This window comes from Salinibacterium sp. VpJ6 (assembly GCF_059767345.1).
Window position 1 is genome coordinate 1,404,277 of the sequence record NZ_JBSOQL010000001.1, and the last position, 23,311, is coordinate 1,427,587.

A 23,311-nucleotide genomic window follows, 5' to 3' on the forward strand; every position below is an offset into this window, starting at 1 on the left:
GGGGTGGAGCAAATGCGCAGCTCGATTGCAGCGACGCTACAGCGGAACCCGCTCTGCATCCAGAACCCAACTATCGCAAACATCGAGACGACCTAGTCGCGCGAAGGCGAGCAATGCTGCACCGATGCGCCCAGCATCGCCGCCGAGGCTGGAGAGCACTACACGCGGCGCTGCGCGCCAGGCTAACGACTCGTTTAGATGCTGCGTTACGGGTGTCAAAAGAGCGTCTCCGGCTTGCGAGAACCCTCCGCCCAAGACGATTACACCCGGGTCAAGAAGCAAGGTCACTGTCGCCAGCCCCTGAGCCAACGCTCGCGTTGCGTCATCCCAGACCGCATCGGCGAGTGGGTCGCTACCGAGTCGCGCCACGATCTCACGCGATGACAGGGTGGTGCCCGATCTCGCCGCGTAACGTCGCGCCACTCCGGCGCCGGAAACGTACACTTCGAGGCAGCCGCGTTGGCCACACGTGCACAGCTCGCCGCCCTGCACGACAGGGATGTGACCAATTTCTCCCGCCGCGCCCAGCGCACCGCGAATGGGCTCAGTGGCCGACACCAATGCCGCAGCCATCCCCGTGCCAATCGGAATCAGGGTGAAATCGTCGATGCCCTTAGCCGCACCAAGACGACTCTCGGCTAGCCCCGCAGCGCGAACATCATGCCCCACAGCAACGGGGATGGAGAGCGCACGCTGAAGCTCAGCGAGCAACGGCACGTTCCGCCAGTTCAAGTTGGACGCGTACACGACAACGCCGGACTCCTCGTCGACCATCCCCGGAGTCACGACCGCGGCAGCGACAACTCGACAGTCGTGCTCACCAGCGTCGGCGATAAGTTCGGCGATAAGTTCGAGCAGAGTGTCGATGATCGAGCTCGCGGGAGTTGACCGCGTTCGCGTCGCGATGGTCTCTCCCGTTGCGGATACCAACGACCCTTTGAGCGCGGTACCGCCGAGATCGACGGCGACGACGACATCCGATGGTTCTAGTTCGACACTCATCGGCCTGCTACCGCTGCCCGAATCTCACTGATCATCGCGGCTGACGTCACCGTTCGAGTGCCGGAATCGTAAAGAGCGACAGCGCCGCCTTGATACCCAAGGCTTGGCACGTCGGTTGGCGCGCGAAAGTGCAGTTCGGTAACCCCGGTGCTGGCGAGAATGTCACGCGCTGTGTGTGCCCGTACGCCGCCACCGGCGAGAACGGTGATACGTTCGCCCGCTTGGGCAACCAGCGCCGCCATACTCTCTGCGCCGTCGAGCACCGTGGCAGCCCCACCCGACGTGAGAACACGAGCAACCCCGAGCTCGATCAACGTTTCGAGTGCCGCTGCACGGTCAATCGTCGAGTCGAACGCCTTGTGGAATGTAACTGGATGCGGCTCACACGCTGCAACGAGCGCTGCGGTAGCCGCGGCATCCACTTCACCCGCGGGTGTGAGGGCTCCGATGACGAAGCCGAGACACACCCCGTCAGCACGGGGAAGTTCGCGCATCAGCTGAATGTCTCGAATCATGGCATCGAGCTCTGCGGCGGAGTAAACGAAGTCTCCCCCGCGCTGCCGAACAAGCACCATCACAGTCATCGATGTCAGTGACGCGAGAACGGTTGCTGTTGTACCGATGCTCGGCGTGATGCCGCCGTCATTGAGCGCCGCACACAACTCGATACGTTCTGCTCCTGTGGCCTCCGCAGCGAGAGCCCCATCGATGTCATCGAGGCACACTTCAAGAATTGTCATGCTTATTCGCGCCCACGGCCCATCGACTGCTGAAGGTCAGCACCGATTTCGATGCTGCCCACCGGGTGCCCTCCACCCAATACGGGAACTGCGGCAAACTCCGCAGCTGCAGCGGTGTCATACCCCAGCGACCCGAGCACCGCGAGTGCGATCACTGTCGTGGCGCGGGGGCTACCGTCGATGATCTTCATCGAGACCGAGGCTCCGTCTTGTGTTGCAACGCCGATGACACCTTCGGCGCCACCCTTGGAGAGCGCACCAGGCAGATTGATCATGAGCTCGCTATTGGCGTGCCCGCTGCCGCCAACATAGAAGGGGTTCTCACGCATGGCCGCAGCGACGCGGCCCGCAGGGGTCGCCGGGTCGGCGAGCACGAGCGAGCGGAACGACGCTGCGACTCCACGCACCGTGGTGCCGAATAGCGGGGCACCGCATCCGTCAATTGCCGTGTGAGAGACAGGAACGCCGGTCATCTCCGCCATCGTTACCTGAACTTGCTGCTGGAGTGGATGCGCAGCGTCAAGGTAGTCGTGGGTCGACCAACCGTTCACGGCGCAGGCCAGAAGCATCGCGGCGTGCTTGCCCGAGCAGTTCATCCGCAGTCGGTTGCGACCTTCGCCTTCGCGAATCATCCGCTCGAATGTCGCTTCATCTTCGGGGCGATCGATGGGGCAGCCGAGCGCGTGCTCGTCGAGACCAGCGCGCTCGAGAATTGCCGAGACGACAGCGACATGCGCGTCTTCTCCCGTGTGGCTGCCCGCTGCGATTGCGAGCTCTGGCCCCGAAAGCTCAGCGCCCGCAACGAGGCAGGCCATCGCTTGTAGGGGCTTCACGGTTGAGCGCGGCAACACCTCGACGTCGGGAGTGCCGAGTTCGAGGGCAACGCTGCCGTCGGCTGCGAAGGCAAGAAGCGAACCGAAGTGGCGGCTCTCGATCATTCCGGAGCGGCGGATGACGGCAAGCTCAGCGAGGGCGCCGGCGGTGAGATCAGACATGGGGTGCTTTCTGTGGTGATGACCCACCAGGAGTGGGAAGGGGCAGCGCCATCGTGGCGCTAGCAATGGTGGTGCGTCGACGGCCAGGTTTCTTTTGCAGTCGTGACGCGAGCCCCGAGAGGCTTCCGTTCACGAGCAAGTAAATGATCGTGACAACAAGATATGTCTGAATGAGCAAGTGGTTGAAGCTCGACAGCACTTGACCGCGGTACAGAAGCTCAGTGAACGCCACAATGAACCCGAGAGAGGTGTCCTTCATGAGACTGACCAATTGGGTGATGAGCGACGGTGTGACGTTGCGTACCGCCTGGGGAAGCACCACGAGCCTCATGACCTGGCCACTGCGCAGACCGAGGCTGAACGCAGCCTCCGCTTGACCGCGCGGCAAGCTCAGGATGCCCGCCCGAACGATCTCCGCGAACACCGCTGCGTTCGCGAGGGTGAGGGGAATGGCGAGCTTCCACAGCACGGGGAAGTTGATACCCAGTTGAGGCAGACCGAAAAGCATCAGGTAGATCAGCAGCAGTACGGGCACGGTACGAGCGATCTCGATGTAGCCAGCGCAGAGCCAGCTCAACCAGCGAACCTTGCTGACTCGACCGAGCGCGAGAAGGGTTCCGAAGGCTGCCCCCAGGACGGCGACGATCGCTGCCGCTTGAAGAGTGCCTAGCAGCCCAACGCCGAGGTACTGCCAGATTGCGAGATCGAGAAAGGGAAGCCACTTGTCGGCGTCGAGCTGACCTCGACTGCCAAACTGCCAGAGCCCTGCGGCGATGACACCGGCAATGAGGAGGGCGCTGATGATCGAACCGATAATGATGCGGCGGCGGCCGCGAGGGCCAGGGACCTCATAGAGGTAGGCAGCCACGTTGCTATGGGGTGCACTCATCGGAGAATCGCCACCTTACGTTCGATTCGACCAGCGGTGATACCGATCGCGAGAGCGATCAGCATGTAAACGAGTCCGGCACCGGTAAAGATTTCAATGGGCTGCGCATAGACGAGGTTGATTTTGTTGACTCGAGAGGTCAGTTCGACGACGCCGATGACGGCGGCGAGTGCGGTGTTCATCGCCAGGGCAATCATCACGTTGCCGAGGGGTTGCACGACAGCGCGAAGAGATTGCGGAATCACGATCAAGCGCAGGCTCTGCCACAGGGTGAGGCCGAGGGCCCGGCTTGCCTCGATCTGTCCGACCGAGACGGTGTTGATGCCACTGCGCACCGCTTCAGCGACGTACGCCGCTTCATAAACGGTGAGCACAATGATTGCTGTCGGCAGCAGCGGAAGGATAAGGCCAGCATCCGGAAGAGCAAAGACGGCGAGGAGGAGCAACGCCAGGAGAGGAACATTGATGAAGAATTGCACGTACAGGAATGCTGCCCGCCGGAGGATTGGGATCGGGCTCACTCGAGCCACCGTCACAAGCACTCCGAGAATCAGGGACCCGATGCCAGCGACGAACACCATAAGGAGCGTCGTGCCGATCGCATCGAGGAGAAGCCCTGCGTTCTCCGTGAATATTTCCATCTGTTATCTCCTGGCGTTGCTCCGCGCTCGTTAGGAGCCGGGAACCGATCCGATGGTGGGCGGCGTTGGGATTTCAGACTCTACGACGGTTCCGAGGCTGTAGGTCCACGCCTGGCCCCACTGTCCGCCGTCTTGAATTTCGAGCAACCAGTTGTTGATGAAGTCCTTGAACTCAGCATCGCCGAAGCCAAGACCAATGCCGTAGGGCTCAGCGGTGAACGGCTGCCCAACGACCTTGAGGTCGGAGTTCGCTGCTGCGTTGCTGGCGAGCAGGGTGTAGTCCTGAACGTAAGCATCGCCACGCCCCTGCAGCAGTGCCTGAACTGCCTGCGGGTCGGTCGCGAAGTCAACGAGTTCAGCCGTGGGCTGCTCTTCAGGAACGGCGAGCACTGCGGGAGTGTTCGAACCAACGATGACAGTCTTGCCGCCGAGGTCGTCGATTCCGGTGATGTCGTCGTTGTCAGCCTTCACCGCGACGGCGAGTCCCGAGCTGAAGTACGGTCCAGCAAAGCTGATCTGCTCGGCACGCTCTTCAGTGATCGTGTAGGTGTTGAAGACAACGTCAACGGTGCCGTTTTGCAGCAGTGCTTCACGCGTCTCGGACGCCGGGGGCACGATCTCAACACTGGGCTCACCGAAGATGTAGACCGAGAGCAGCTGCGCGAGGTACGCGTCGAAGCCAGCAACGTCATCCGGGTTGGTGGGGTCCTGCTGCGAAAGCAGCGGTGCGTCGAGAGCTTCGCCCACGATGAGGGTTCCGCGGTCGCGGATCTTCTCCATGGTTGAGCCGGGGGTGAAGAGGGCGTCATCGGCAACGGGTGCGCCAGCCAGCATGGCCTGAACGTCGGTCACCTCAGCGGCATCGTTGCCACTGGGAACGTTGCTTGAGGAGTCGGCGGAGCAAGCGCTGAGGGCCAGCGCCGTCACTGCGACGACAGCGCCGAGTACGGCGCCCCGTCTGCGTGAGGATCGTGATGCGAACATGTGATTCCTTTTCTCTCGTGGTTGGTGGTGCTGTGGTGGGGCTAGAACTGTGGTGGGAGTTGAAATTAGTGGGCGAGAATCGAGGCGAGGAATGATCGCGCGCGCTCCGACTGCGGGTTGTCGAAGAATTCGACCGGGGTGCTTTCTTCGATGATCTGACCGGCATCCATAAAGACGACTCGATCGGCAGCGCGACGAGCGAAGCCCATCTCGTGGGTGACAACGACCATGGTCATTCCCTCCGTGGCAAGCGAGGTCATCACTTCGAGCACTTCGCCCACCATTTCGGGATCGAGCGCCGAAGTGGGTTCATCGAAGAGCATGACCTTGGGGTGCATGGCGAGGGCTCGGGCGATGGCCGCGCGCTGTTGTTGGCCGCCGGACAGTTGGGCAGGAAACTGGTCAGCCTTGTCGGCGATGCCGACCCGGGCGAGCAGTTCGAGACCTTCACGCTTGGCCTCGGCCGGCTTCATCTTGAGAACGTTGATAGGGGCCAGAGTGACGTTTTCGAGAATCGTTAGGTGGGCGAAAAGATTGAACGACTGGAAGACCATGCCGACTTCTGATCGCAACCGAGCGAGCTCGGCCCCTTCTACTGGCAGTGGCTGGCCGTCGAGGTGGATGGTGCCGGAATCGATTGTTTCGAGGCGGTTGATTGTGCGGCACAGCGTTGACTTGCCCGACCCCGATGGGCCGACGACGACCACTACTTCCCGTTCGGCGACGCTGAGATTGATGTTCTTCAGCACATGGAGTTCGCCGTAGTGCTTGTCCACTGCGCGCAGGCTCACCATTGCGGGCGCCGCCTCAGTGTTATTGGGCTTGTCGCTCTCGCTCATCAGTTCACTCCTTGCACGCGTCAGTGCGGCTATCTCGGGGTATTGCTGGGCCCGCCGTCGGGTGGTGTTGAGCGTACTAAGTATTTACGTTGTGTGCAATATTGGTAGTACTTAATCCAATAATGCACTAACGTGACTCACTACACTCGTACACAAGCCGACCCGATTGGTTATCGATGCCGAAACCCGCGACACCGCAGTTGCCCAGCACAGTGGGCTCCCCGGGCGGCATCCTGACCCTGATTCGCAACGGTCGCGCAACATCGCGGGCCGAAGTCGCCCGCACAACTGGGCTCTCCCCCACCACGGTGGCGGTGCGGGTCGAACTCCTCATCGAAGCGGGCTATCTTCGCGAGGCCGGCAGCGGTGACTCTCACGGCGGTCGACGCCCCCGTCAGCTCGAGGTCGACCCCAGTGGCGGCCTCATCGTCGGCGTCGATCTGGGTGCTCGACACGCCTCGATCGGGCTTTTTGACATGCGGGCTCAAAGCATCGCTGAACATCACTCCGACATTGACATCGCCGACGGCCCGGACGCGATCCTGCCGTGGGTCGTCTCGATGGCCAAACGCCTTGCCGCCGACTCCGCCCACCCAGACCACCGCATCATCGGCATCGGGCTCGGGCTACCCGGCCCCGTCAGCCAGCCCGACGGTATCCTCATCTCCCCCTCACGCATGCCCGGCTGGGACGGGCTGGATGTCGCTGCCGAACTGCAGCGCCTCGCCGGAGTCCCCGCCGTCGTCGACAACGACGCGAACCTCATGGCACTCGGAGAACACATCAGCCGCGACGAAGACGTCAGCGACTTCGTCTTCATCAAAGCGGGCTCGAGCATCGGTGGTGGCGTGATCGTCGGCGGCTCCCTGCACCATGGTCATCACGGAATGGCCGGCGACATCAGTCACGTCACCGTGCATGGCGCCCCTGCGACGCCCTGCTCGTGCGGGCGAAACGGATGCTTGGATGCCGTAGCCGGCGGTGCCGCCATCGTCACGAGCCTGCAAGCTGCCGGCGTCGAGGTCGAAGACACCCTCGGAGTGCTCGAACTCGCGCGCAACGGGCATCCCCTCGCTACCCAAATGCTGCGCGAGGCGGGAATGCGCACCGGAACAGTGCTAGCAACCGTGGTCAACTTCTCCAACCCGGAGCGCATCGTTCTCGGCGGCACTCTCAGTGAGGCGGGCGCTTTCCTTGCCGGCGTTCGTTCCGCGATCTACACCGAATGCCTCCCGCTTGCCACCGATGGCCTCGAAGTCGAAGTGAGTCAGGCCAAGCAGCGCGGTGGCATCACGGGCGCCGCGCGCGTGGTGCTCGACAAGATTCTCGACGCCGAGACCGTTAACCGAAACGTATCCGCGTGACTACCGTTCTCGACTCGTTTTCGCTGACCGGCCGCGTCGCACTCGTCACGGGCGCAAACCGGGGCATTGGTTTTGCGCTCGCCCAAGCAGTCGGCGAGGCCGGAGCGACCGTGGCGGTCGCCGCGCGATCCCAGAGCGATGCGGATGCTGCTGCCGCACAGCTAGCTCAGCACGGCATCCGCACTCTTGCCGTCACTCTCGATGTCACCGACGTATCCTCGATCGACGCCGCCATCTCGCGCATCACGACGGAGCTCGGCGGCCTCGACATTCTCGTCAACAATGCCGGCATCAGCATCGGCGGTGCAGCCTTCGACACCCCTGAATCGGTCTGGCGCGATGTGATGGCCACCAACCTCGACGGCGTGTGGAACTGCAGCCGTTCCGCCGGACGCTACATGGCCGCACACAACGGCGGCACCATCGTGAACGTCGGCTCGATGTCGGCCGAGATCGTGAACCAACCACGCTGGCAAGCGTCGTATCTCGCGTCGAAGGCGGGAGTACATCAGCTGACTAAAGCACTCGCGGCCGAGTGGGCGCCTCACGGCATCCGCGTGAACGCGATCGCCCCCGGCTACATCCTGACGGAAGCTTCTCCCGTGGATCAGCCTGCGTACCACGCCAGTTGCGTCGAACCCGCTGCCCTCAAACGCTACGGGCTCCCCGCTGAGCTGGGGCCCGTCACGGTGTTGCTGGCGAGTTCCGCCTCGAGCTTTATGACCGGATCGATCGTGAGCGTCGATGGCGGTTACACCCTGTTCTAATCCGCGCAGTCCGCGTTTCGCATAACCATCACCCACCGCCTTAGAGGAGTTTTTTCATGGCCGAAGTCGTCATTGTCGATAACCGCGAGCAGGCCGGAGAGCTCACCGCCGCGGCCATCCGATCGTTGATCGAACGCCGCCCCGATGCTGTTCTCGGCCTGGCAACAGGGTCGACTCCGCTCCCGGCTTACCAAGCGTTGGCTCGCTCGCTCGAGGCGGCTCCCCTCGACGTGTCCGCCGTTCGCGGTTTCGCTCTCGACGAGTACGTCGGGTTGCCCGCTGGCCATCCGGAAAGCTACCGTGCCGTCATCACTCGCGAAGTTGTCGAGCCTCTCGGACTCACCCCGAACCTCGTGCACCTTCCCGGCTACGCCAGTGAATCAATCGAAACTGCCGGAGCAGAATACGAGCGGGACATCGCGGATGCGGGAGGCATCGATCTGCAGATTCTGGGCATCGGCAGCACCGGTCATATCGGCTTCAACGAACCAGGTTCATCGTTTGCGTCCCTGACGCGCATCAAGACTCTGACCGAGCAAACGCGACGCGACAACGCACGCTTCTTCGACAGCATCGATGACGTTCCTCGCCACTGCCTCACGCAGGGGCTTGGCACTATTCTTCGCGCGCGACACCTCGTGCTTCTCGCGTTCGGTGAGGGCAAAGCGGCTGCGATTGCGGCCGCAGTCGAGGGACCGCTGACCGCGAGTCAGCCGGGCAGCGCCATCCAACTGCACCCGCACGTCACGGTCATCGTTGACGAAGCGGCGGCGTCGCAGTTGAAAAATGCCGACTACTACCGTTACACGTGGGCTAACCGGCCCGCGTGGCAATCCATCTAAAGAGCCCACCGTAGCTAGACGCCCGCATCTGCGCCCGGTGTCGCATCCGCCACCCCAACCTCGGGAACCTCGCTACCCACGCCAACCGTGTTGAAACGTAACCGCGGGGTATCGGCGGCGACATCCGCGAGAGACGAGGGAGACGCCGACACCGGAAAGACTGTCACAGGCCGGAAGCTGCGAACCCCCGCCTGCTGCACGACTAGGCCATAGGCCAGAGCCGCGACGCCCTCCTGTTGCACCACGACCGTTCGCGTCGTGTGAGAGACACCCGCCGCATCTTCTTTTGTGATCACGGTGTGTACAGCGATGGCGTCAGCGGGGGGATGAGTGAGAACGGGGATTATCTCGCTCATGACCCGGCTCAATAACGATTCCTCCTTCGCCCAGGGCAGGAACGCGTTGGGCGCGAGACCGAAGGCGGTAGCGAGGTCGCTGGTTACCCAGCGGTCACGCTTCAGGCCGTACGGGGTCGATGCTATTGAAAGCAGGTACCCGTAGCAGTGCAACAAACCCGCGTTACCGACCGGCCATTGCGCCTCGATTCCGGCCAGTTCATGAAGCACTTCGAAAAGTTCGCGGCAAATGACGGGCTCACCAGTGTTTTCGTCGATCACCGTAGACATCGCCCAGCTCATGAACAGCGTATTGGTGCGGTCGGCAGAGATCTGGTTGACCAGCCACGCTAGCTCGCCGGCGATGATCGCGCGGACGCGTGCCCGCGACGCCGCGCCGTCACCAGCTATCGCGGCAATGCGGCGAGCGCTCACATCCAAGTCTGCAAGGGTGAATTGCTGTTCAGGCACTCCTTGATCGTAGGGTCGAAGACGCCGCACTCGAAAATGATTCACCTGCCGTTAACCTGAAATGGCCCAAACGTCACTCCTTGCCTTATACCGTGGACGCAATGTCCACCGCAGCTACTCACCCCCGCATACACACCATCGTCTTCGACTTCGATGGCACCATCGCTCTCGGCGATGGTCCAATCATCGCGTACGCTCGCGCCGTCGCCTCGAGCCTCAGTTCCGCTGCGGCAGATAAGTTTCTGAGCGACGTCAGCACCGCGCTTCTGCGCGAGCCCGGGCATCCGCTCGCCGGAGCAGCCGACGGCTACGAACTCGTTCGCCTCGCCTCAGAGTCGCTGCCGCTAGCCGCCGACGCCCACAACGCGGCGTACCTCGCGAGCCGCGAACTGCTCGCCACCGACGCCGCACCCGTCACCGCTCCTGCCGGCCTCGCCGAGTTTCTCCGCACTGCCCGCGAGCACGCCACCATCGTGCTCGCCACGAACGCCCCCGACATCCGCATCACTGAGACGCTCGACAGCCTCGGCGTCGCCGACTACTTCGACCACATCTACACGAGCGTCGGCAAGCCGGCCGGCCTCGACGCAGTGCTCGACGAATGGATGCCCGTCGGCCCGCTTCTCAGCATCGGCGACATCTGGGCCAACGACCTTGAGCCCGCCTACCGCCGCGGAGCCACCACCGCCTTCCTCTCTGACACCCCTCACCCGCACGCCGACTTCACGGCTGCGACCCTCGGCGAACTGTACGAGGCCCTCAACTCCTGGCTTCACGGAACCCACCGTGAACCGCAGGCCGCACCACCCACCACCGCACCACCCGCAGTTCTCAACTAGCTATTCGAAAGGAAACACCCGTGATTACCCTCAGCAAGAAATCTCGCGCACTGGTTGCCGGCGTTGCTCTCACCGCAACTGCTCTCACACTTTCCGCGTGCAGCACGAGTGCCGACAGTGCCGAAGGCACTGAAGCCAACGACCCGACGTCGCTCGTTCTCGCTCTCGTTCCCTCGCAAGACCAGGGCGAACTCGTCACCACCGCCGAGCCCCTCACCGACTACTTGACCGAAGCCCTCGGCATGGAGGTCACCGGTGTTGTCTCGAAGGACTACCAAGCCGCCGTCGAAGCGATGGGTGCCGATCAGGCACAGATCGGTTTCTTGCCATCGCTGCAGCTCTGGCAGGCGAACGACATGTACGGCGCGAGTGTTGTGCTGCAGACCGAACGTAACGGCAACATCAGCTACCCGGCTCAGTTCATGACGAACAATCCCGACAAATACTGCGACGACGAGCCCGTCGAGCGCGATGGCAAGTTGTTCTGCAACGGCGCCGACGCTCTCGTGGGCCCTGCCGGTCTCGACAGCATCTCCAAGATCGACAAGGGAACCACCGTTGCCCTTCTCGGCCCCGGCTCGCCCGCTGGCTACATCTACCCGATCCTCGCCCTGCAAGAGGCCGGCATCAACACTGACACCGACATCGAACAAGTGCCAGTAACGGCCAACGATGCGAGCGTTCTCGCTGTCTACAACGGTGACGCCGAAGTGGGCTTCAGCTTCTGGGATGCCCGCGACATCGTCACTAAGGATGTTCCGGATGTCGGCCAAGAGGTCGTTGTCTTCGCCCTGAGCGAAGAGATCCCCAACGATGGCGTCGCTCTCACGAGCAGCCTCTCTCCTGAGCTTCAGCAGAAGATCACCGATGCGCTTGCGGACTACTCGAACACCGAAGCGGGCTCGGAAGTTCTGCAGTCGATCTACTCGATCACCAAGCTTGCTCCGGCCGACCCGGCCTCGCTTGATGTTGTGGCTCGTGCCGCCGAGAAGCTTGGTCTTCAGTAATTGAGCATTCCCGCACCCAGCGCAGCGGCCGGAGCCACCACTCCGGCCGCTGCGTCGTGGGCAATCAGCATGCGCGATCTGACCGTGCGCTACGGCAACGGTGTGACCGCGCTCAAGAATGTCTCCCTCGATATTGCCGCCGGCGAAATGGTCTCTGTCGTTGGCCTGTCGGGTTCCGGCAAGTCGAGCTTGATCCGCACCATCAACGGGTTGGTTCCTGTTACTTCTCGTTCACTCACGGTCGGCGACCGTGAGCTCGCTACGACTCGCGGCCGCGACTTGCGCGCCCTGCGGGGCGGCATCGGCATGATCTTCCAGAGCTTCAATTTGGCCGGTCGCGCGAGTGTTCTCGACAACGTTCTTGTCGGACGACTCGCTCACACTCCGACCTGGCGCACCCTGCTCGGCTTGCATCACGCCTCCGACAAGCAGCTCGCGTTCGAAGCGCTTGAGAGCGTCGGAATTCTGGGCAAGTGTTGGGATCGGGCGTCCAGCCTCTCCGGCGGTCAGCAGCAGCGGGTCGCCATTGCGCGCGCGCTCACTCAACAACCGCACCTCATGTTGGCCGATGAACCGGTCGCCAGCCTTGACCCACCAACGGCCCACGCCGTGATGAACGACCTGCGCCGCATCAACCGCACCCTCGGCATCACCGTGATCACGAACGTGCACCTCACGGATCTTGCTCGCACCTATACGACGCGGATGATCGGCCTTCGCGCCGGCGAAGTTGTCTACGACGGCCCTGCGGCGAGCGCCACCGACGCCGACTTCGAGGCCATCTACGGGCGCAGCATCGCGCCGGAGGATGTGCTGGGCGAATGACGACCGCAACGCCGACGCCCGGCCCCACCCCGGCATCCGTTCCCGCAGCACCCGCAGCTGGCTCACCGCACGCCGCGTTGACCGTGCCGCCGCGCCCGCGGGGCCGCTGGAAGCCGTGGGTTGCCGTGGCTGTCGTACTCGTGATCACGATCATTACCTTCAGCCCGCAGTGGGGAGTCGCCTTCTCCTTTGATGCGATTGCTCGCAATTGGCAGAACGGTGCAGGCAAGATTGCCCAACTGCTCGTGCCGGATTGGTCGTTCTTTCCGCGCACCCTCGCCCCACTGCTTGAGACACTGCAGATGGCCGTTATTGCGACCGCGGTTGGGGCTCTCATCTCGCTCCCGCTGAGCCTGTGGGCCGCACGCCTCACTAACCCGCACCCCGTTTTGCGCGGGATTGTGCGCACGATCTTGAACGTCATCCGCGCGGTGCCTGAACTGTTGTACGCCGCCATCCTTGTCGCGATGGTCGGTGTTGGCGCGCTGCCGGGAATCATCGCGCTCGTGCTGTTCAACGTCGGCATCATCGTCAAGCTGGTGTCTGAGGCAATCGAAAGCAACGATGCTGGCCCGCTCGAAGCTGCGCGCGCCGCCGGCGGCACGGGAGTGCAAGTGAACCGCGCAGCAGCCTTGCCCGATGTGTGGCCTGCCTTCGCCAATCAGAGTCTGTATGTGCTCGAACTCAATGTGCGAGCATCCACGGTTCTCGGCCTTGTGGGCGCCGGTGGTCTTGGCCTGCTGATCGACGCTGTGCGCACCTTCTACCGCTATGACCAACTGTCGCTCATCATCCTGGAAATCCTGGTGGTGGTCGTCGTCATCGACGTGGTGTCGTCATCGATTCGAAAGAGGCTCGTATGACTCTCACTGCTCCCCCGCGGCCACGCCGCACCCTGCGCAACGCGCTCTGGTTAGTGACGACCGCAATTGTGGTTGCCGCCTTCTGGTCGGTCGAAATCCAATGGGATCGCCTGCTCGATCTACCCGCCGAGATCGCCCGCTACACGTGGCTGATGTTCGCCAGCCCCGACTGGACGAAACTGCCCGAGGCACTCTTTCAAACGTGGCGCTCGGTCGCGATGGCCTGGGTCGGCACGGTCATCGGAATCTTGCTCGCCACCCCACTGAGCTTTGTGGCCGCCCGCGACTTCGGGCCAGCGCCCGTGCGCGCCGTGCTGCGCGTCGGGTTCTCCCTCATTCGCGCGGTGCCCGAAATCATCATCGCGATTGTGATCCTTTCGGTCACCGGACTCACTCCGCTCACCGGAGCGATTGCGCTCGGCATCAACGGCATCGGCACCCTCGGCAAGTGGGGCTACGAATCCATCGAAGGAGTGCCCCGCGGCCCGATCGAGTCGACGCGCGCTGCGGGTGGTTCGTGGGCACAGGTGGTGCGCTGGGGAGTGTGGCCCTCAGCCAGCCCCGAGTTCATGTCATTCTGGCTCTACCGCTTTGAGATCAATGTTCGCTCGTCAGCCGTGCTCGGTTTGATCGGCGTAGGCGGTATCGGTGACATGCTTACCTCCTACACTCAGTACCGAGAATGGTCGACCGTCGGGATGCTGCTGATTGTTGTCGTGGTCGTCACGATGACCATTGACGCGATCTCGGGTCGCATCCGCCGCCACATCACCGAAGGAGCACGCCTGGCATGAGTTGGATGGGAAACTCTGATGCTTCGCCCACCGCGCGCATCGCGACGGTGCGCAACGCACTGCTTCCGAGCGAAGAGAAGTTCGTTCAGCTGCTGCTCGACGATCCGGCGGCCGCGGTCGAAAACACGGCTCAGGAGATCGCGGACCGGGCCGGCGTTGCTCGCTCGACCGTCATCCGCGCCTGCCAGCGTCTCGGCTACCGCGGGTACCCGCAGTTGCGGGTCGCCCTCACGCGCGAACTTGCCCGAACCGAGGCCCGCGATGTCACCTACGAAAAGGGTGCGCTTGGCCGCATCCGAGCCGAAGTGGATGCTCTCTCCGCCGCCCTGCCGCACATCACGGCCGCGTTGGATAGTGATGGCCTCGATGCGGCGATCACCCGCATCGCCACCGCTCGACGCCTGCTCGTGATCGCTAATGGACTCTCGTCGGCCCAAGCCAGCGACCTAGCCATGCGACTGACCGCGATTGGTCGGCCATCGGAGTATGTGGCGGATGCCATAGGCCAGCAGATTGCCGCCCGCGGCCTTGCCGCCGAAGATGCCTGCGTGGTGATCAGCGGCAGTGGTGCCAACGAGGCGACGCTGCGTTCCGCTCGCGCCGTTCGCGCCTCGGGAGCGCACCTGATCGCGGTGACGTCGTTTGCGCAGTCCCCGCTCGTGGAACTTGCCGACAACGCGATCGTGATTGCGCCAGCGACGGGGTCGTTCCGTCATGAGCTGGAGCACACCTCGCGGGTCTCGCATACGATTCTGCTGGAGTCACTCGTCGGGCTTGTCGCCTCAGAGCTGGGCGAGACCGCCGATCAGACGCGAGCGCTCGTGCTCGATGTACTGAGCGACAACCTCAGTGAATAGCTAGGGTCGCCGCCTCAGACGCGCTACTTGCTCGACTCGGGCTCGCTGCCCGACGCAATCTGCTCGTGGTGGTGAATAACCTCGGCAACGACGAAGTTGAACCACTTCTCAGCGAAGGCTGGGTCGAGGTGAGATTCTTCGGCGAGCAACTTGAGACGCGCGATCTGATCGCGCTCACGGTTGGGGTCTGACGCGGGCAGGCCCTTAGTGGCCTTGAGATGACCAACCTGCTGCGTGTACTTGAAGCGCTCGGCAAGCAAATGAATGAGGGCCGCATCGATGTTGTCGATGCTGCGGCGGGCGCCCAGAAGCTGCTCGCGCACTTCGGGGTCGACGTTGTCGTTGTGGGCCTGATCTCCTGCTGCCATACAACGACTTTAGGGGTTCTGAAGGCTGCGTGTTTGCCACCTGATGCGCGCACCGCCGAGTGAAGGTGGAAGACTGGTTTGCATGAACGATCGCGCAGGCACGACAGCCCAGGCATCCGACCTCATTGACGTCACCGAGTTGGTGGCGGCGTATTACGCGCTGGTTCCGGATGTGTCGATCCCCGAGCAGCGCGTGGTGTTCGGTACGAGCGGCCACCGTGGCTCTTCGCTCGACACTGCTTTCAATGAAGTGCACATCGCTGCCATCACGCAGGCGATCGTGGAATACCGCGCCAGCCAGGGCATCACGGGCCCGCTGTTCATCGGTCGTGACACCCACGCGCTCTCCCAGCCTGCCGAGACCACGGCGCTCGACGTTCTCGCCGCCAACGGCGTGCTCGCGCTGAAAGACGAGTTCGACGACTTCGTGCCCACCCCCGCACTGAGCCACGCGATCATTACCTACAACGCGGCGGGCAACGCTGACCAGGCCGACGGCATCATCATCACCCCCAGCCACAACCCGCCCCGCGATGGTGGCTTCAAGTACAACCCGCCGCACGGCGGCCCCGCCGATAGCGATGCGACCGGCTGGATTGCTGACCGCGCGAATGCGATCATCGCCGACGGAAACACGGCCGTGAAGCGCACAGGCTCGGCCGCTGCAGCCGACGCCGCGAACACGGCAGCGGGCAGCTACGACTTCCGCGGGCGCTACGTTAACGACCTCGAGAACATCATCGACATCGATGCGATCCGCACAGCCGACATCCGCATCGGAGCAGACCCGCTGGGCGGCGCGAGCGTCAACTATTGGAAGCTCATCGCGGAGAAGTACGACCTCAACCTCACGGTCGTGAACCCCGACGTTGACCCCACGTGGGCTTTCATGACGCTCGACTGGGACGGCAAGATTCGCATGGATCCGTCGTCGAAGTCGGCCATGGCCTCCGTTGTCGCACGCCGTGACGAGTTCGACATCCTCACGGGCAACGACGCTGACGCCGACCGCCACGGCATCGTCACCCCCGACGCCGGCCTTATGAACCCCAACCACTATTTGGCCGTCGCCATCCAGTATCTCTACACGCACCGCGAGGGCTGGAACCCGGATGCCGCAGTCGGCAAGACGCTCGTCTCCAGTTCCATGATCGACCGGGTTGCTGCCGCGATGGGCCGCGACCTTATCGAGGTGCCGGTCGGCTTCAAGTGGTTTGTGCCCGGCCTCGTCGATGGCTCGGTCGCCTTCGGGGGCGAGGAGAGCGCTGGCGCGAGCTTCTTGCGCAAAGACGGCTCCGTCTGGACCACCGACAAAGACGGCATCCTGCTCGCCTTGCTGGCCGCCGAGATTCTGGCGGTCACCGGCAAGACGCCATCCGTTCTGTACGCAGAGCTCGTCGAAGAGTTTGGCGACCCGGCCTACGAACGAGTGGATGCCGTGGCCAGCAAAGAGCAGAAGGCCAGGCTGGGCAAGTTGAGTGGGGCTGCGATCGCGGCCACCGAACTCGCGGGTGACCCAATCACGGCCACACTCTCGGAGGCTCCAGGAAATGGCGCTGCGATCGGCGGGGTGAAGGTGACGACTGAGTTTGCGTGGTTCGCCGCCCGCCCGAGCGGCACCGAAGACGTCTACAAGATCTACGCTGAGTCATTCAAGGGCGCCGAGCACTTGCGACTCGTGCAGGCCGGAGCGAAGTCGATCGTCGACGCTGCCCTCAACGGGTAGCGTTCCGGAAACCCTGCCCGGGCAGCTTGAGCCGCCCCTGCGCGAGCAACACTCCGACGAGCACGATCACGGCGCCGACAGGCTCATGCCACGACATTGTTTCTTTGAGGATGACGAAGCCGAGGATCACGCCGATCACGGGCGTGATGTACGTGACGGTCGAGGTGCGGGTGGGGCCCCATTCGGCGAGCACTCGGTAATTCCAGACGTACGCCATTCCGGTGCCGAGAATGCCGAGGGCGAGCAGGCTGGCCACGATCGGGAGGGTGAGGGTCACCGGTCCGGTCGCGATGATCGGGGTGAGCAAAACGTAGATGACGGCGGCGATGCCGATGTTCATGGTGGCCGACGTAACGCCGGGCACTTTGTAGGGCGCCACGAACTTGCGTTGGTAACTCATGGCGGCGCCGTAGCAGAGCGCGGCACCGAGGCATGCGAGTTGACCCAGCAGACTGCCGCTGATGTCGCCGGCCTGCCAAGGCGCGATGATCACGAGCACTCCGAAGATACCGAGCGTGACGCCCGCAATCTGCGAGCGCGTCAGCTTTTCGACCCGGAACACGAGCGTCGCAAAAATAGCCGTCATGATGGGCGTCGTCGCGTTGTAGATGCTGGCGAGACCCGAGCTCACATACTGTTCTGCCCACGCAAACAGCAGATACGGGAACACCGCGAAGAGAAACGCCAGCACGGTGAAGTGCGCCCACACGATCGGTTGGCGCGGGAGCTTACGGCGGCTGACCGCAAACACCACGACGAGCGCGAGAGCTCCAAGGACCGCCCGACTCCAGGCGACCTGGCCAAAGCTCACGCCATCCAACGCCACCTTCATGAAGAGAAAGCTGGAGCCCCACACGAGACCGGCTGCGGCAAAGCGCAGCGTCGTGCCCAGAGTGGATGCCGTGTCATGCTTCTCGACCCGGCCAACGGGAGCAACGGGGGCGCTCACGCGCGCGGCTCCTGCTCGGCAGCGTCACGGGAGGTCGCATCAGCACCGGTCGCAATGCCCGCGTCGGACGCAGCACCAGCGCTGGCCCCGTCGAGGCGCGCAAGTAGCCTGGCCTTCACTCCCGGCCAGTCGCTGTCGATCACGGAGTACACAGCGGTGTCGCGCCACGAGCCGTCAGCCCGCAGCAGGTGTTGACGTTGGATGCCCTCGAACGTGGCTCCGAGCTTGAGAATGGCAGCTCGCGAACGCGCATTGATGGCATCCGCTTGGAGCCGCACGCGGTTGTAGCCGCTGTCGAAGGCGAAGCCGAGGAGCAGGAGTTTCGTTTCAGGGTTCACTGCGGTACCCCAAACCTCCGGCGCGTACGCGGTCCAGCCGATGTGCGCGTTGGCGTGGGCCTCGTCGAGGTCTCCTAGGGTGCTGACCCCCACGAGACGGCCCGCGTCGGGGCCGGAGCTCAGACGGATGGCGAACGGCATCCGGTCGGCGTAACCGAGGTATCCGGCGCGCATCCAGTCAATGAAGGATGCTTCGTCGGCGGGCAACCCGGCAGGGCCGCCACCGTAGCCACCGGCGAACACTTCGGGCACACCGAGGGCAGGCCAGAGGTCGGCGAGGTGCGCTTCGGTCAGGGGCTCAACGGAGACAAAGGTTCCCTGAAGGATGCGGGGCTGCGGGCGCGTTTCGGTCACTCACAAATCTTCCCACCTCGCGAGCGGCGCACACCCGCGGTTTTCGGACGTTCACCCACCGATTTCGGCCGTTCAGTCCAGCAATCCTCGATTGGCTACCCCGCCCAGCGCCGCACCGACCGGCACGGCACCCCGCGGCACGTCTCACATAGCCCGTCAACGCAGAAGCGGCACACCCCAGATCTCTCCGGTGCGTGCCGCTTGAGTGCGAACTGAGCGTCGAGGCTTAGTCGACGAGGTCGTGACGAACGATGATTTCGTCGCGGCCGGGGCCAACGCCGATTGCCGACATGCGGGCACCGCTCATCTTTTCGATGGCGAGCACGTAATCCTTGGCGTTCTTGGGCAGGTCGTCGAAGGTGCGAGCGCCGGTGATGTCTTCGTCCCAGCCGGGGAACTCTTCGTAGATCGGCACGGCGTGGTGGAAGTCGGACTGCGATACGGGCATTTCGTCGAAACGCACACCGTCAACGTCGTAGGCGACGCAGACGGGGATGGTCTTGAGGCCGGTGAGCACGTCGAGCTTGGTGAGTACGAAGTCGGTGACACCGTTGACGCGCGCCGTGTAGCGAGCGATGGGGGCGTCGTACCAACCACAGCGGCGCGGACGGCCGGTGGTGGTTCCGAACTCGAAACCGTTGGAACGCAAGAACTCGCCCGACTCATCGTGCAGCTCAGTCGGGAACGGGCCAGCACCCACACGCGTTGTGTAGGCCTTGACGATTCCAATGATGCGCTCGAGGCGGTTAGGCGCAACGCCCGAGCCGGTCGCCGCGCCACCGGAGGTGGAGTTGGAGGACGTGACGAACGGGTACGTACCGTGGTCAACATCCAGCATCGTTGCCTGGCCACCCTCGAAGAGCACAACTTCGCCCTTGTCGAGGGCCTGGTTCAGCAGCAGCCCGGTGTCGGCGACCATGGGGCGCAGACGGTCGGCGTAGCTGAGCAGCTCGGTGACGATCTCTTCAACCTCGATTGCACGACGGTTGTAGACCTTCACGAGCAGGTGGTTCTTCTGGTCAAGAGCGCCCTCAACCTTTTGGCGAAGAATGTTCTCGTCAAAGAGGTCTTGAACTCGGATGCCAACGCGGTTGATCTTGTCGGCATACGCCGGACCAATTCCGCGACCGGTGGTACCGATCTGGCGCTTGCCGAGGAAGCGTTCCGTCACCTTGTCGAGGGTGCGGTGGTAGTTGGTGATGATGTGCGCGTTGGCGCTGATCAGCAGCTTGGAGACGTCGACGCCACGGACGATCAGGGCATCCAGTTCTTCAAAGAGAACTTCGGGGTCGATGACGACACCGTTGGAGATGATCGGGGTGACGCCCTCGGTGAGAATGCCCGACGGCAGGAGGTGAAGCGCGTACTTTTCGCTGCCGATCACGACCGTGTGACCGGCGTTGTTGCCACCGTTGAACTTCACGACATAGTCGATGCGGCTACCGAGGAGGTCGGTTGCTTTTCCCTTGCCCTCGTCGCCCCATTGGGCGCCGATGATGACGATTGCTGGCATGGTGGATCCCTTCGAAGAAGTGGGGGGATTACACCTCAGTCTACCCGAGAGCGGAGTTTTGCTTGTCGTAGCGATTTCTTGCGTGGCGCGCGTTGCTGGGGACTCCGTGAGAATCGTGAGCCATCGTCGCCAAGGTCAGTGGTCCGTGTCAGCATGAAGCATGTTCCGGATGCCGAACTCCCCCGTTTCCCCCACCGAATCGCCCCGCGCCCTCTGCGCGATCGTGCCCCCGTTTTTGCTGTCGCGAATCGCGACGCTCGACGACCCTCGCTTTGAGCGAGCCGCCCATGCCGCGCGACGTTCGTTGACCGATATCGGCCACGATCACCTCGATCATGGCCGCCACGAACACACACTCCCGCCGCGGTCGCTGCGCCCGGATCAGACAGCCGTCGCGCGCGGCACCATAAGCCGGGCCATTTCGGATGCGCAGACCGGCGAGACCCTGCCGGGCATCCTCGTGCGGTCTGAGGGTGAGCCCGAAACAGGCGACACCTCAGTCTCCGAGGCCTACGACGGCCTCGGCCATACCTTCGCCCTGTTCTGGGAGGTGTTCGAGCGCGATTCGATCGACGACCGTTCCTCACCGCTCGAGGCGACCGTGCACTTTGGCCGAGAGTACGACAACGCCTTTTGGGATGGCAGTCGCATGGTCTTCGGCGATGGTGACGGTGAGATCTTCACCGGCTTCACTCGCTCGCTCAGCGTTATCGGGCACGAGCTCGCGCACGGCGTCACCGAGTTCACTGCCGGGCTTGTGTACCGCGGGCAGAGCGGCGCGCTCAACGAGCACGTCTCCGACGTTTTCGGCGCTCTCGTCGAGCAGTACGCCTGGGGTCAGACTGCAGGCGAGGCATCGTGGCTCGTGGGCGAGGGCATCTTCACCGACGAGGTCGAGGGCAATGCGCTGCGATCCCTTCGCGCGCCGGGCACCGCGTATGACGACGACGTGCTCGGCAAAGACCCGCAGCCGGCGCACTGGGATGACTTCATCGTGACGCAAGAAGACAACGGTGGGGTGCACCTGAACTCGGGCATCCCCAACCGCGCCTTCTGGAGCGCTGCGGATAGGCTCGGCGGCTTTGCATGGGAGCGTGCCGGTCAGATCTGGTTCGACACCCTCAGTAATGGCTCGCTCACGCTCCGCAGCGATTTCTCGGAATTCGCTGCGGCCACCATTGCGGCGTCGGTGGCGCGCTTCGGCGACGGGTCCGAGGAACAGCGCGCGGTCGAGGCAGGCTGGGCACTCGTTGGAGTAGTGCCGACCACGAACTGAACCGCTGCCCTGTTCGCCCTCACGGCAACGGGATAGCATGCACGTGTGAAGGTACAGGTGTGGCGAAGCGGTGGCCTCCTAGGTCGACGCGTTGAGTGGGCTGTCGTTGTCGACGAACAGCCGGATCCCGACCAGTGGTACGTGCTGATCTCTGAGATCCCGTGGAACGAGCATCCGGCCGAAAGCACGATGCCCGACCGCTACACCTACGAAATCCACTGCGAACCGCACGAAGCCGTCGTTCCCGAGCAGCAGCTCGTGGGACCGTGGCGAGAGCTCGTCGATCGCGTGCGGGAAGCAGATTCGAGCCCGCGACGCCCGCAGCCCGAGTCGCAGCCCGCACCGGAATGCGACGCTGAAGCCTCACCCGCGACAGAGACCGAAGACAGTTCTGACGCGCAGCATGAGACCGACCCGCTCGGCGGCACGGACGAGCCGCACGAGCCCGACCCGCTCGGCGGTGCGGACGAGCGCGACGGCGAACGCTAGCGCAGCGGGTCGAACGCCTCGAGCAGTGGGTGCTTTTCGCCACCGGTGATCGAGTCGGCAAGGATCCGCCCCGTCAACGGTCCGAGGGTCACTCCCCACATGCCGTGACCTCCAGCAACGTGAACGCGCGGCGAGCGCGTGCCACCGACGAGCGGCAAGCCGTCGGGGGTGCAAGGGCGTGAGCCGACCCACTCTTCTTCGCGGGCATCCCAGTCGACGCCGTCGAACATGGGGCTCGCGGCGTTGACGATGGTTTGGATGCGGCGAGAATCGGCGGGCGCATCGGCCGACCGAAACTCCATCATGCCTCCCACGCGCAGCCGATCCCCGAGGGGCGTGCAGGCTACCCGCTGGGCGGGCAGGTAGATCGGGTGCGTGGGAATCACGGACGGCTTCACACTGAAGCTGTAACCGCGGCCCGACTGCACGACCTGGCGCACTCCGAACTGGCGGGCGAGGTCGCCGAGCCAGGTTCCGGTAGCAATAACAACTTCGTTGCTGAGCACGGCGTTCTGGCCTTCGACATCAACGGCAACGCCGGCAGCACCGAGGTCGCGGATGCCGGTCGCTTTCGCACCCTCCACGATCGTGGCGCCGCGAGCGCGCACGGATGCCGCCAGCACTTGCATGAACGAGGGCGGGTTGATGAAGCGCTGGCCATCCACGCGCAGCCCATGCGTCACGATCTTCGAGACACTCGGCTCGAACTCACGCAGCTCGTCGCCGGTGATCTTCTCGAAGCTCACGTGTCCGCCACCGGCGGCAACCTCATCGAATTCGTGGGTGATGACCTGGCGGTCGGCTTCGCTCGTGAAGGCGGCGAGGAAGGGTTCAGCGCGCTGCAGAGCGGCGGAGACTCCCCCGTCTTCCATGCGGTCGAAGGATTCGAGGCTCCATTTGTTGATCTCGGCGAAGGTGACCATGTTGCGGCGCCACATCTTGGGCGTCGAGTGACGCGCGAAGCCGGCGAGGAAGCGCAGCAGCGTCGAGTTCGCGGCGACCGGAACGTACACGGGCGAGGTGGGGTCGATAACGGCCTTGATGCCGACCTTGAAGATCGACGGCTCCGGCAACGGAAGCGTCAGTGCGGGAGCAACCCAGCCGGCGTTACCGAGCGAAGCACCAGCGGCGACACCCGTGCGGTCGAGCACGGTGACTTCTACGCCACGCTCCTGCAAAAACCAGGCTGTGCACAGCCCTACGATTCCGGCGCCAATAATGGTGACTTTCGCGGGCTGTGTCAT

At 63.6% G+C, this 23,311-nt stretch carries 25 protein-coding genes; 12 read left to right on the forward strand and 13 right to left on the reverse strand.

Annotated elements, in window-relative coordinates; all coding sequences use genetic code 11:
* Window positions 1–36: 36 nt before the first annotated feature.
* From ACWTV1_RS06925 to ACWTV1_RS06955, 7 genes are all read right to left on the reverse strand, one after another.
* Window positions 37–1,002: an ROK family protein gene (locus tag ACWTV1_RS06925; protein ID WP_498504656.1), complete on the reverse strand. Its 966-nt coding sequence runs from the start codon at window positions 1,000–1,002 to the stop codon at window positions 37–39.
* Window positions 999–1,742 carry a copper homeostasis protein CutC gene (locus ACWTV1_RS06930; protein ID WP_498504657.1) on the reverse strand — a complete coding sequence of 248 codons (744 nt, stop codon included), beginning with the start codon at window positions 1,740–1,742 and terminating at the stop codon, window positions 999–1,001. Before ACWTV1_RS06930 ends, ACWTV1_RS06925 begins: the two co-directional genes overlap by 4 nt.
* A 2-nt stretch (window positions 1,743–1,744) precedes the next feature.
* Complete coding sequence (locus tag ACWTV1_RS06935) at window positions 1,745–2,737, reverse strand: asparaginase (RefSeq protein WP_498504658.1); 993 nt, start codon at window positions 2,735–2,737, stop codon at window positions 1,745–1,747.
* Window positions 2,730–3,626 carry an amino acid ABC transporter permease gene (locus ACWTV1_RS06940; protein WP_498504659.1) on the reverse strand — a complete coding sequence of 299 codons (897 nt, stop codon included), beginning with the start codon at window positions 3,624–3,626 and terminating at the stop codon, window positions 2,730–2,732. The genes ACWTV1_RS06935 and ACWTV1_RS06940 overlap by 8 nt, the downstream gene beginning before the upstream one ends.
* A complete protein-coding gene (locus tag ACWTV1_RS06945; protein WP_498504660.1) occupies window positions 3,623–4,267 on the reverse strand; it encodes an amino acid ABC transporter permease in 645 nt (214 codons plus the stop codon). The genes ACWTV1_RS06940 and ACWTV1_RS06945 overlap by 4 nt, the downstream gene beginning before the upstream one ends.
* A gap of 30 nt (window positions 4,268–4,297) precedes the next feature.
* Window positions 4,298–5,251, reverse strand: coding sequence for a glutamate ABC transporter substrate-binding protein (locus ACWTV1_RS06950; protein ID WP_498504661.1), 954 nt, complete (start codon window positions 5,249–5,251; stop codon window positions 4,298–4,300).
* 65 nt (window positions 5,252–5,316) lie between these two features.
* Complete coding sequence (locus ACWTV1_RS06955) at window positions 5,317–6,090, reverse strand: amino acid ABC transporter ATP-binding protein (RefSeq protein ID WP_498504662.1); 774 nt, start codon at window positions 6,088–6,090, stop codon at window positions 5,317–5,319.
* 176 nt (window positions 6,091–6,266) lie between these two features.
* On the opposite strand from ACWTV1_RS06955, the gene ACWTV1_RS06960 reads away from it, so the two are divergent.
* The 3 genes from ACWTV1_RS06960 to ACWTV1_RS06970 are packed head-to-tail and all read left to right on the forward strand — an operon-like array spanning window position 6,267 to window position 9,063.
* A complete protein-coding gene (locus ACWTV1_RS06960) occupies window positions 6,267–7,454 on the forward strand; it encodes an ROK family transcriptional regulator (protein ID WP_498504663.1) in 1,188 nt (395 codons plus the stop codon).
* Complete coding sequence (locus ACWTV1_RS06965) at window positions 7,451–8,221, forward strand: SDR family NAD(P)-dependent oxidoreductase (protein WP_498504664.1); 771 nt, start codon at window positions 7,451–7,453, stop codon at window positions 8,219–8,221. Before ACWTV1_RS06960 ends, ACWTV1_RS06965 begins: the two co-directional genes overlap by 4 nt.
* A gap of 56 nt (window positions 8,222–8,277) precedes the next feature.
* Window positions 8,278–9,063 carry a glucosamine-6-phosphate deaminase gene (locus ACWTV1_RS06970; protein ID WP_498504665.1) on the forward strand — a complete coding sequence of 262 codons (786 nt, stop codon included), beginning with the start codon at window positions 8,278–8,280 and terminating at the stop codon, window positions 9,061–9,063.
* Window positions 9,064–9,077: 14 nt separating this feature from the next.
* Here the strand turns inward: ACWTV1_RS06970 and ACWTV1_RS06975 are convergent, their stop codons facing one another.
* Window positions 9,078–9,869, reverse strand: coding sequence for an amino acid deaminase (locus ACWTV1_RS06975; RefSeq protein WP_498504666.1), 792 nt, complete (start codon window positions 9,867–9,869; stop codon window positions 9,078–9,080).
* A 101-nt stretch (window positions 9,870–9,970) separates the two neighbouring features.
* Between ACWTV1_RS06975 and ACWTV1_RS06980 the strand changes: the two genes are divergently transcribed.
* Genes ACWTV1_RS06980 through ACWTV1_RS07005 form a run of 6 tightly spaced genes read left to right on the forward strand, consistent with a single transcriptional unit; the run spans window position 9,971 to window position 15,054 of the window.
* The gene (locus ACWTV1_RS06980) at window positions 9,971–10,708 is read left to right on the forward strand and encodes an HAD family hydrolase (RefSeq protein ID WP_498504667.1); all 738 of its coding nucleotides are present in this window, start codon (window positions 9,971–9,973) and stop codon (window positions 10,706–10,708) included.
* Window positions 10,709–10,728: 20 nt separating this feature from the next.
* Window positions 10,729–11,715, forward strand: coding sequence for a phosphate/phosphite/phosphonate ABC transporter substrate-binding protein (phnD, locus tag ACWTV1_RS06985; RefSeq protein ID WP_498504668.1), 987 nt, complete (start codon window positions 10,729–10,731; stop codon window positions 11,713–11,715).
* Window positions 11,716–12,540: a phosphonate ABC transporter ATP-binding protein gene (phnC, locus tag ACWTV1_RS06990; protein WP_498504669.1), complete on the forward strand. Its 825-nt coding sequence runs from the start codon at window positions 11,716–11,718 to the stop codon at window positions 12,538–12,540.
* Complete coding sequence (phnE, locus tag ACWTV1_RS06995) at window positions 12,537–13,403, forward strand: phosphonate ABC transporter, permease protein PhnE (protein WP_498504670.1); 867 nt, start codon at window positions 12,537–12,539, stop codon at window positions 13,401–13,403. Before phnC ends, phnE (ACWTV1_RS06995) begins: the two co-directional genes overlap by 4 nt.
* Window positions 13,400–14,197 carry a phosphonate ABC transporter, permease protein PhnE gene (phnE, locus tag ACWTV1_RS07000; protein WP_498504671.1) on the forward strand — a complete coding sequence of 266 codons (798 nt, stop codon included), beginning with the start codon at window positions 13,400–13,402 and terminating at the stop codon, window positions 14,195–14,197. Before phnE (ACWTV1_RS06995) ends, phnE (ACWTV1_RS07000) begins: the two co-directional genes overlap by 4 nt.
* Entirely contained in the window at window positions 14,194–15,054 is an 861-nt protein-coding gene (locus tag ACWTV1_RS07005; RefSeq protein WP_498504672.1) for a MurR/RpiR family transcriptional regulator, read from the forward strand. Before phnE (ACWTV1_RS07000) ends, ACWTV1_RS07005 begins: the two co-directional genes overlap by 4 nt.
* 23 nt (window positions 15,055–15,077) lie before the next feature.
* On the opposite strand, the gene ACWTV1_RS07010 is transcribed toward ACWTV1_RS07005, so the two are convergent.
* The gene (locus tag ACWTV1_RS07010) at window positions 15,078–15,422 is read right to left on the reverse strand and encodes a chorismate mutase (RefSeq protein ID WP_498504673.1); all 345 of its coding nucleotides are present in this window, start codon (window positions 15,420–15,422) and stop codon (window positions 15,078–15,080) included.
* An 82-nt stretch (window positions 15,423–15,504) separates the two neighbouring features.
* Between ACWTV1_RS07010 and pgm the strand changes: the two genes are divergently transcribed.
* On the forward strand, window positions 15,505–17,148 hold the full coding sequence (gene pgm / locus ACWTV1_RS07015; protein WP_498504674.1) for a phosphoglucomutase (alpha-D-glucose-1,6-bisphosphate-dependent): 1,644 nt from the start codon (window positions 15,505–15,507) through the stop codon (window positions 17,146–17,148).
* Here pgm and ACWTV1_RS07020 read toward each other — a convergent pair.
* From ACWTV1_RS07020 to ACWTV1_RS07030, 3 genes are all read right to left on the reverse strand, one after another.
* Window positions 17,138–18,097, reverse strand: a complete 960-nt coding sequence (locus ACWTV1_RS07020) for a DMT family transporter (RefSeq protein WP_498504675.1) — start codon at window positions 18,095–18,097, stop codon at window positions 17,138–17,140. The genes pgm and ACWTV1_RS07020 overlap by 11 nt on opposite strands.
* On the reverse strand, window positions 18,094–18,789 hold the full coding sequence (locus ACWTV1_RS07025) for a GNAT family N-acetyltransferase (protein WP_498504676.1): 696 nt from the start codon (window positions 18,787–18,789) through the stop codon (window positions 18,094–18,096). Before ACWTV1_RS07025 ends, ACWTV1_RS07020 begins: the two co-directional genes overlap by 4 nt.
* 226 nt (window positions 18,790–19,015) lie before the next feature.
* Window positions 19,016–20,302 carry an adenylosuccinate synthase gene (locus ACWTV1_RS07030; RefSeq protein WP_498504677.1) on the reverse strand — a complete coding sequence of 429 codons (1,287 nt, stop codon included), beginning with the start codon at window positions 20,300–20,302 and terminating at the stop codon, window positions 19,016–19,018.
* Window positions 20,303–20,471: 169 nt separating this feature from the next.
* Between ACWTV1_RS07030 and ACWTV1_RS07035 the strand changes: the two genes are divergently transcribed.
* Both ACWTV1_RS07035 and ACWTV1_RS07040 read left to right on the forward strand, forming a co-directional pair.
* Complete coding sequence (locus ACWTV1_RS07035) at window positions 20,472–21,578, forward strand: M4 family metallopeptidase (protein WP_498504678.1); 1,107 nt, start codon at window positions 20,472–20,474, stop codon at window positions 21,576–21,578.
* A 45-nt stretch (window positions 21,579–21,623) separates the two neighbouring features.
* Entirely contained in the window at window positions 21,624–22,067 is a 444-nt protein-coding gene (locus tag ACWTV1_RS07040) for a protealysin inhibitor emfourin (protein WP_498504679.1), read from the forward strand.
* On the opposite strand, the gene ACWTV1_RS07045 is transcribed toward ACWTV1_RS07040, so the two are convergent.
* Complete coding sequence (locus ACWTV1_RS07045; RefSeq protein ID WP_498504680.1) at window positions 22,064–23,311, reverse strand: NAD(P)/FAD-dependent oxidoreductase; 1,248 nt, start codon at window positions 23,309–23,311, stop codon at window positions 22,064–22,066. The genes ACWTV1_RS07040 and ACWTV1_RS07045 overlap by 4 nt on opposite strands.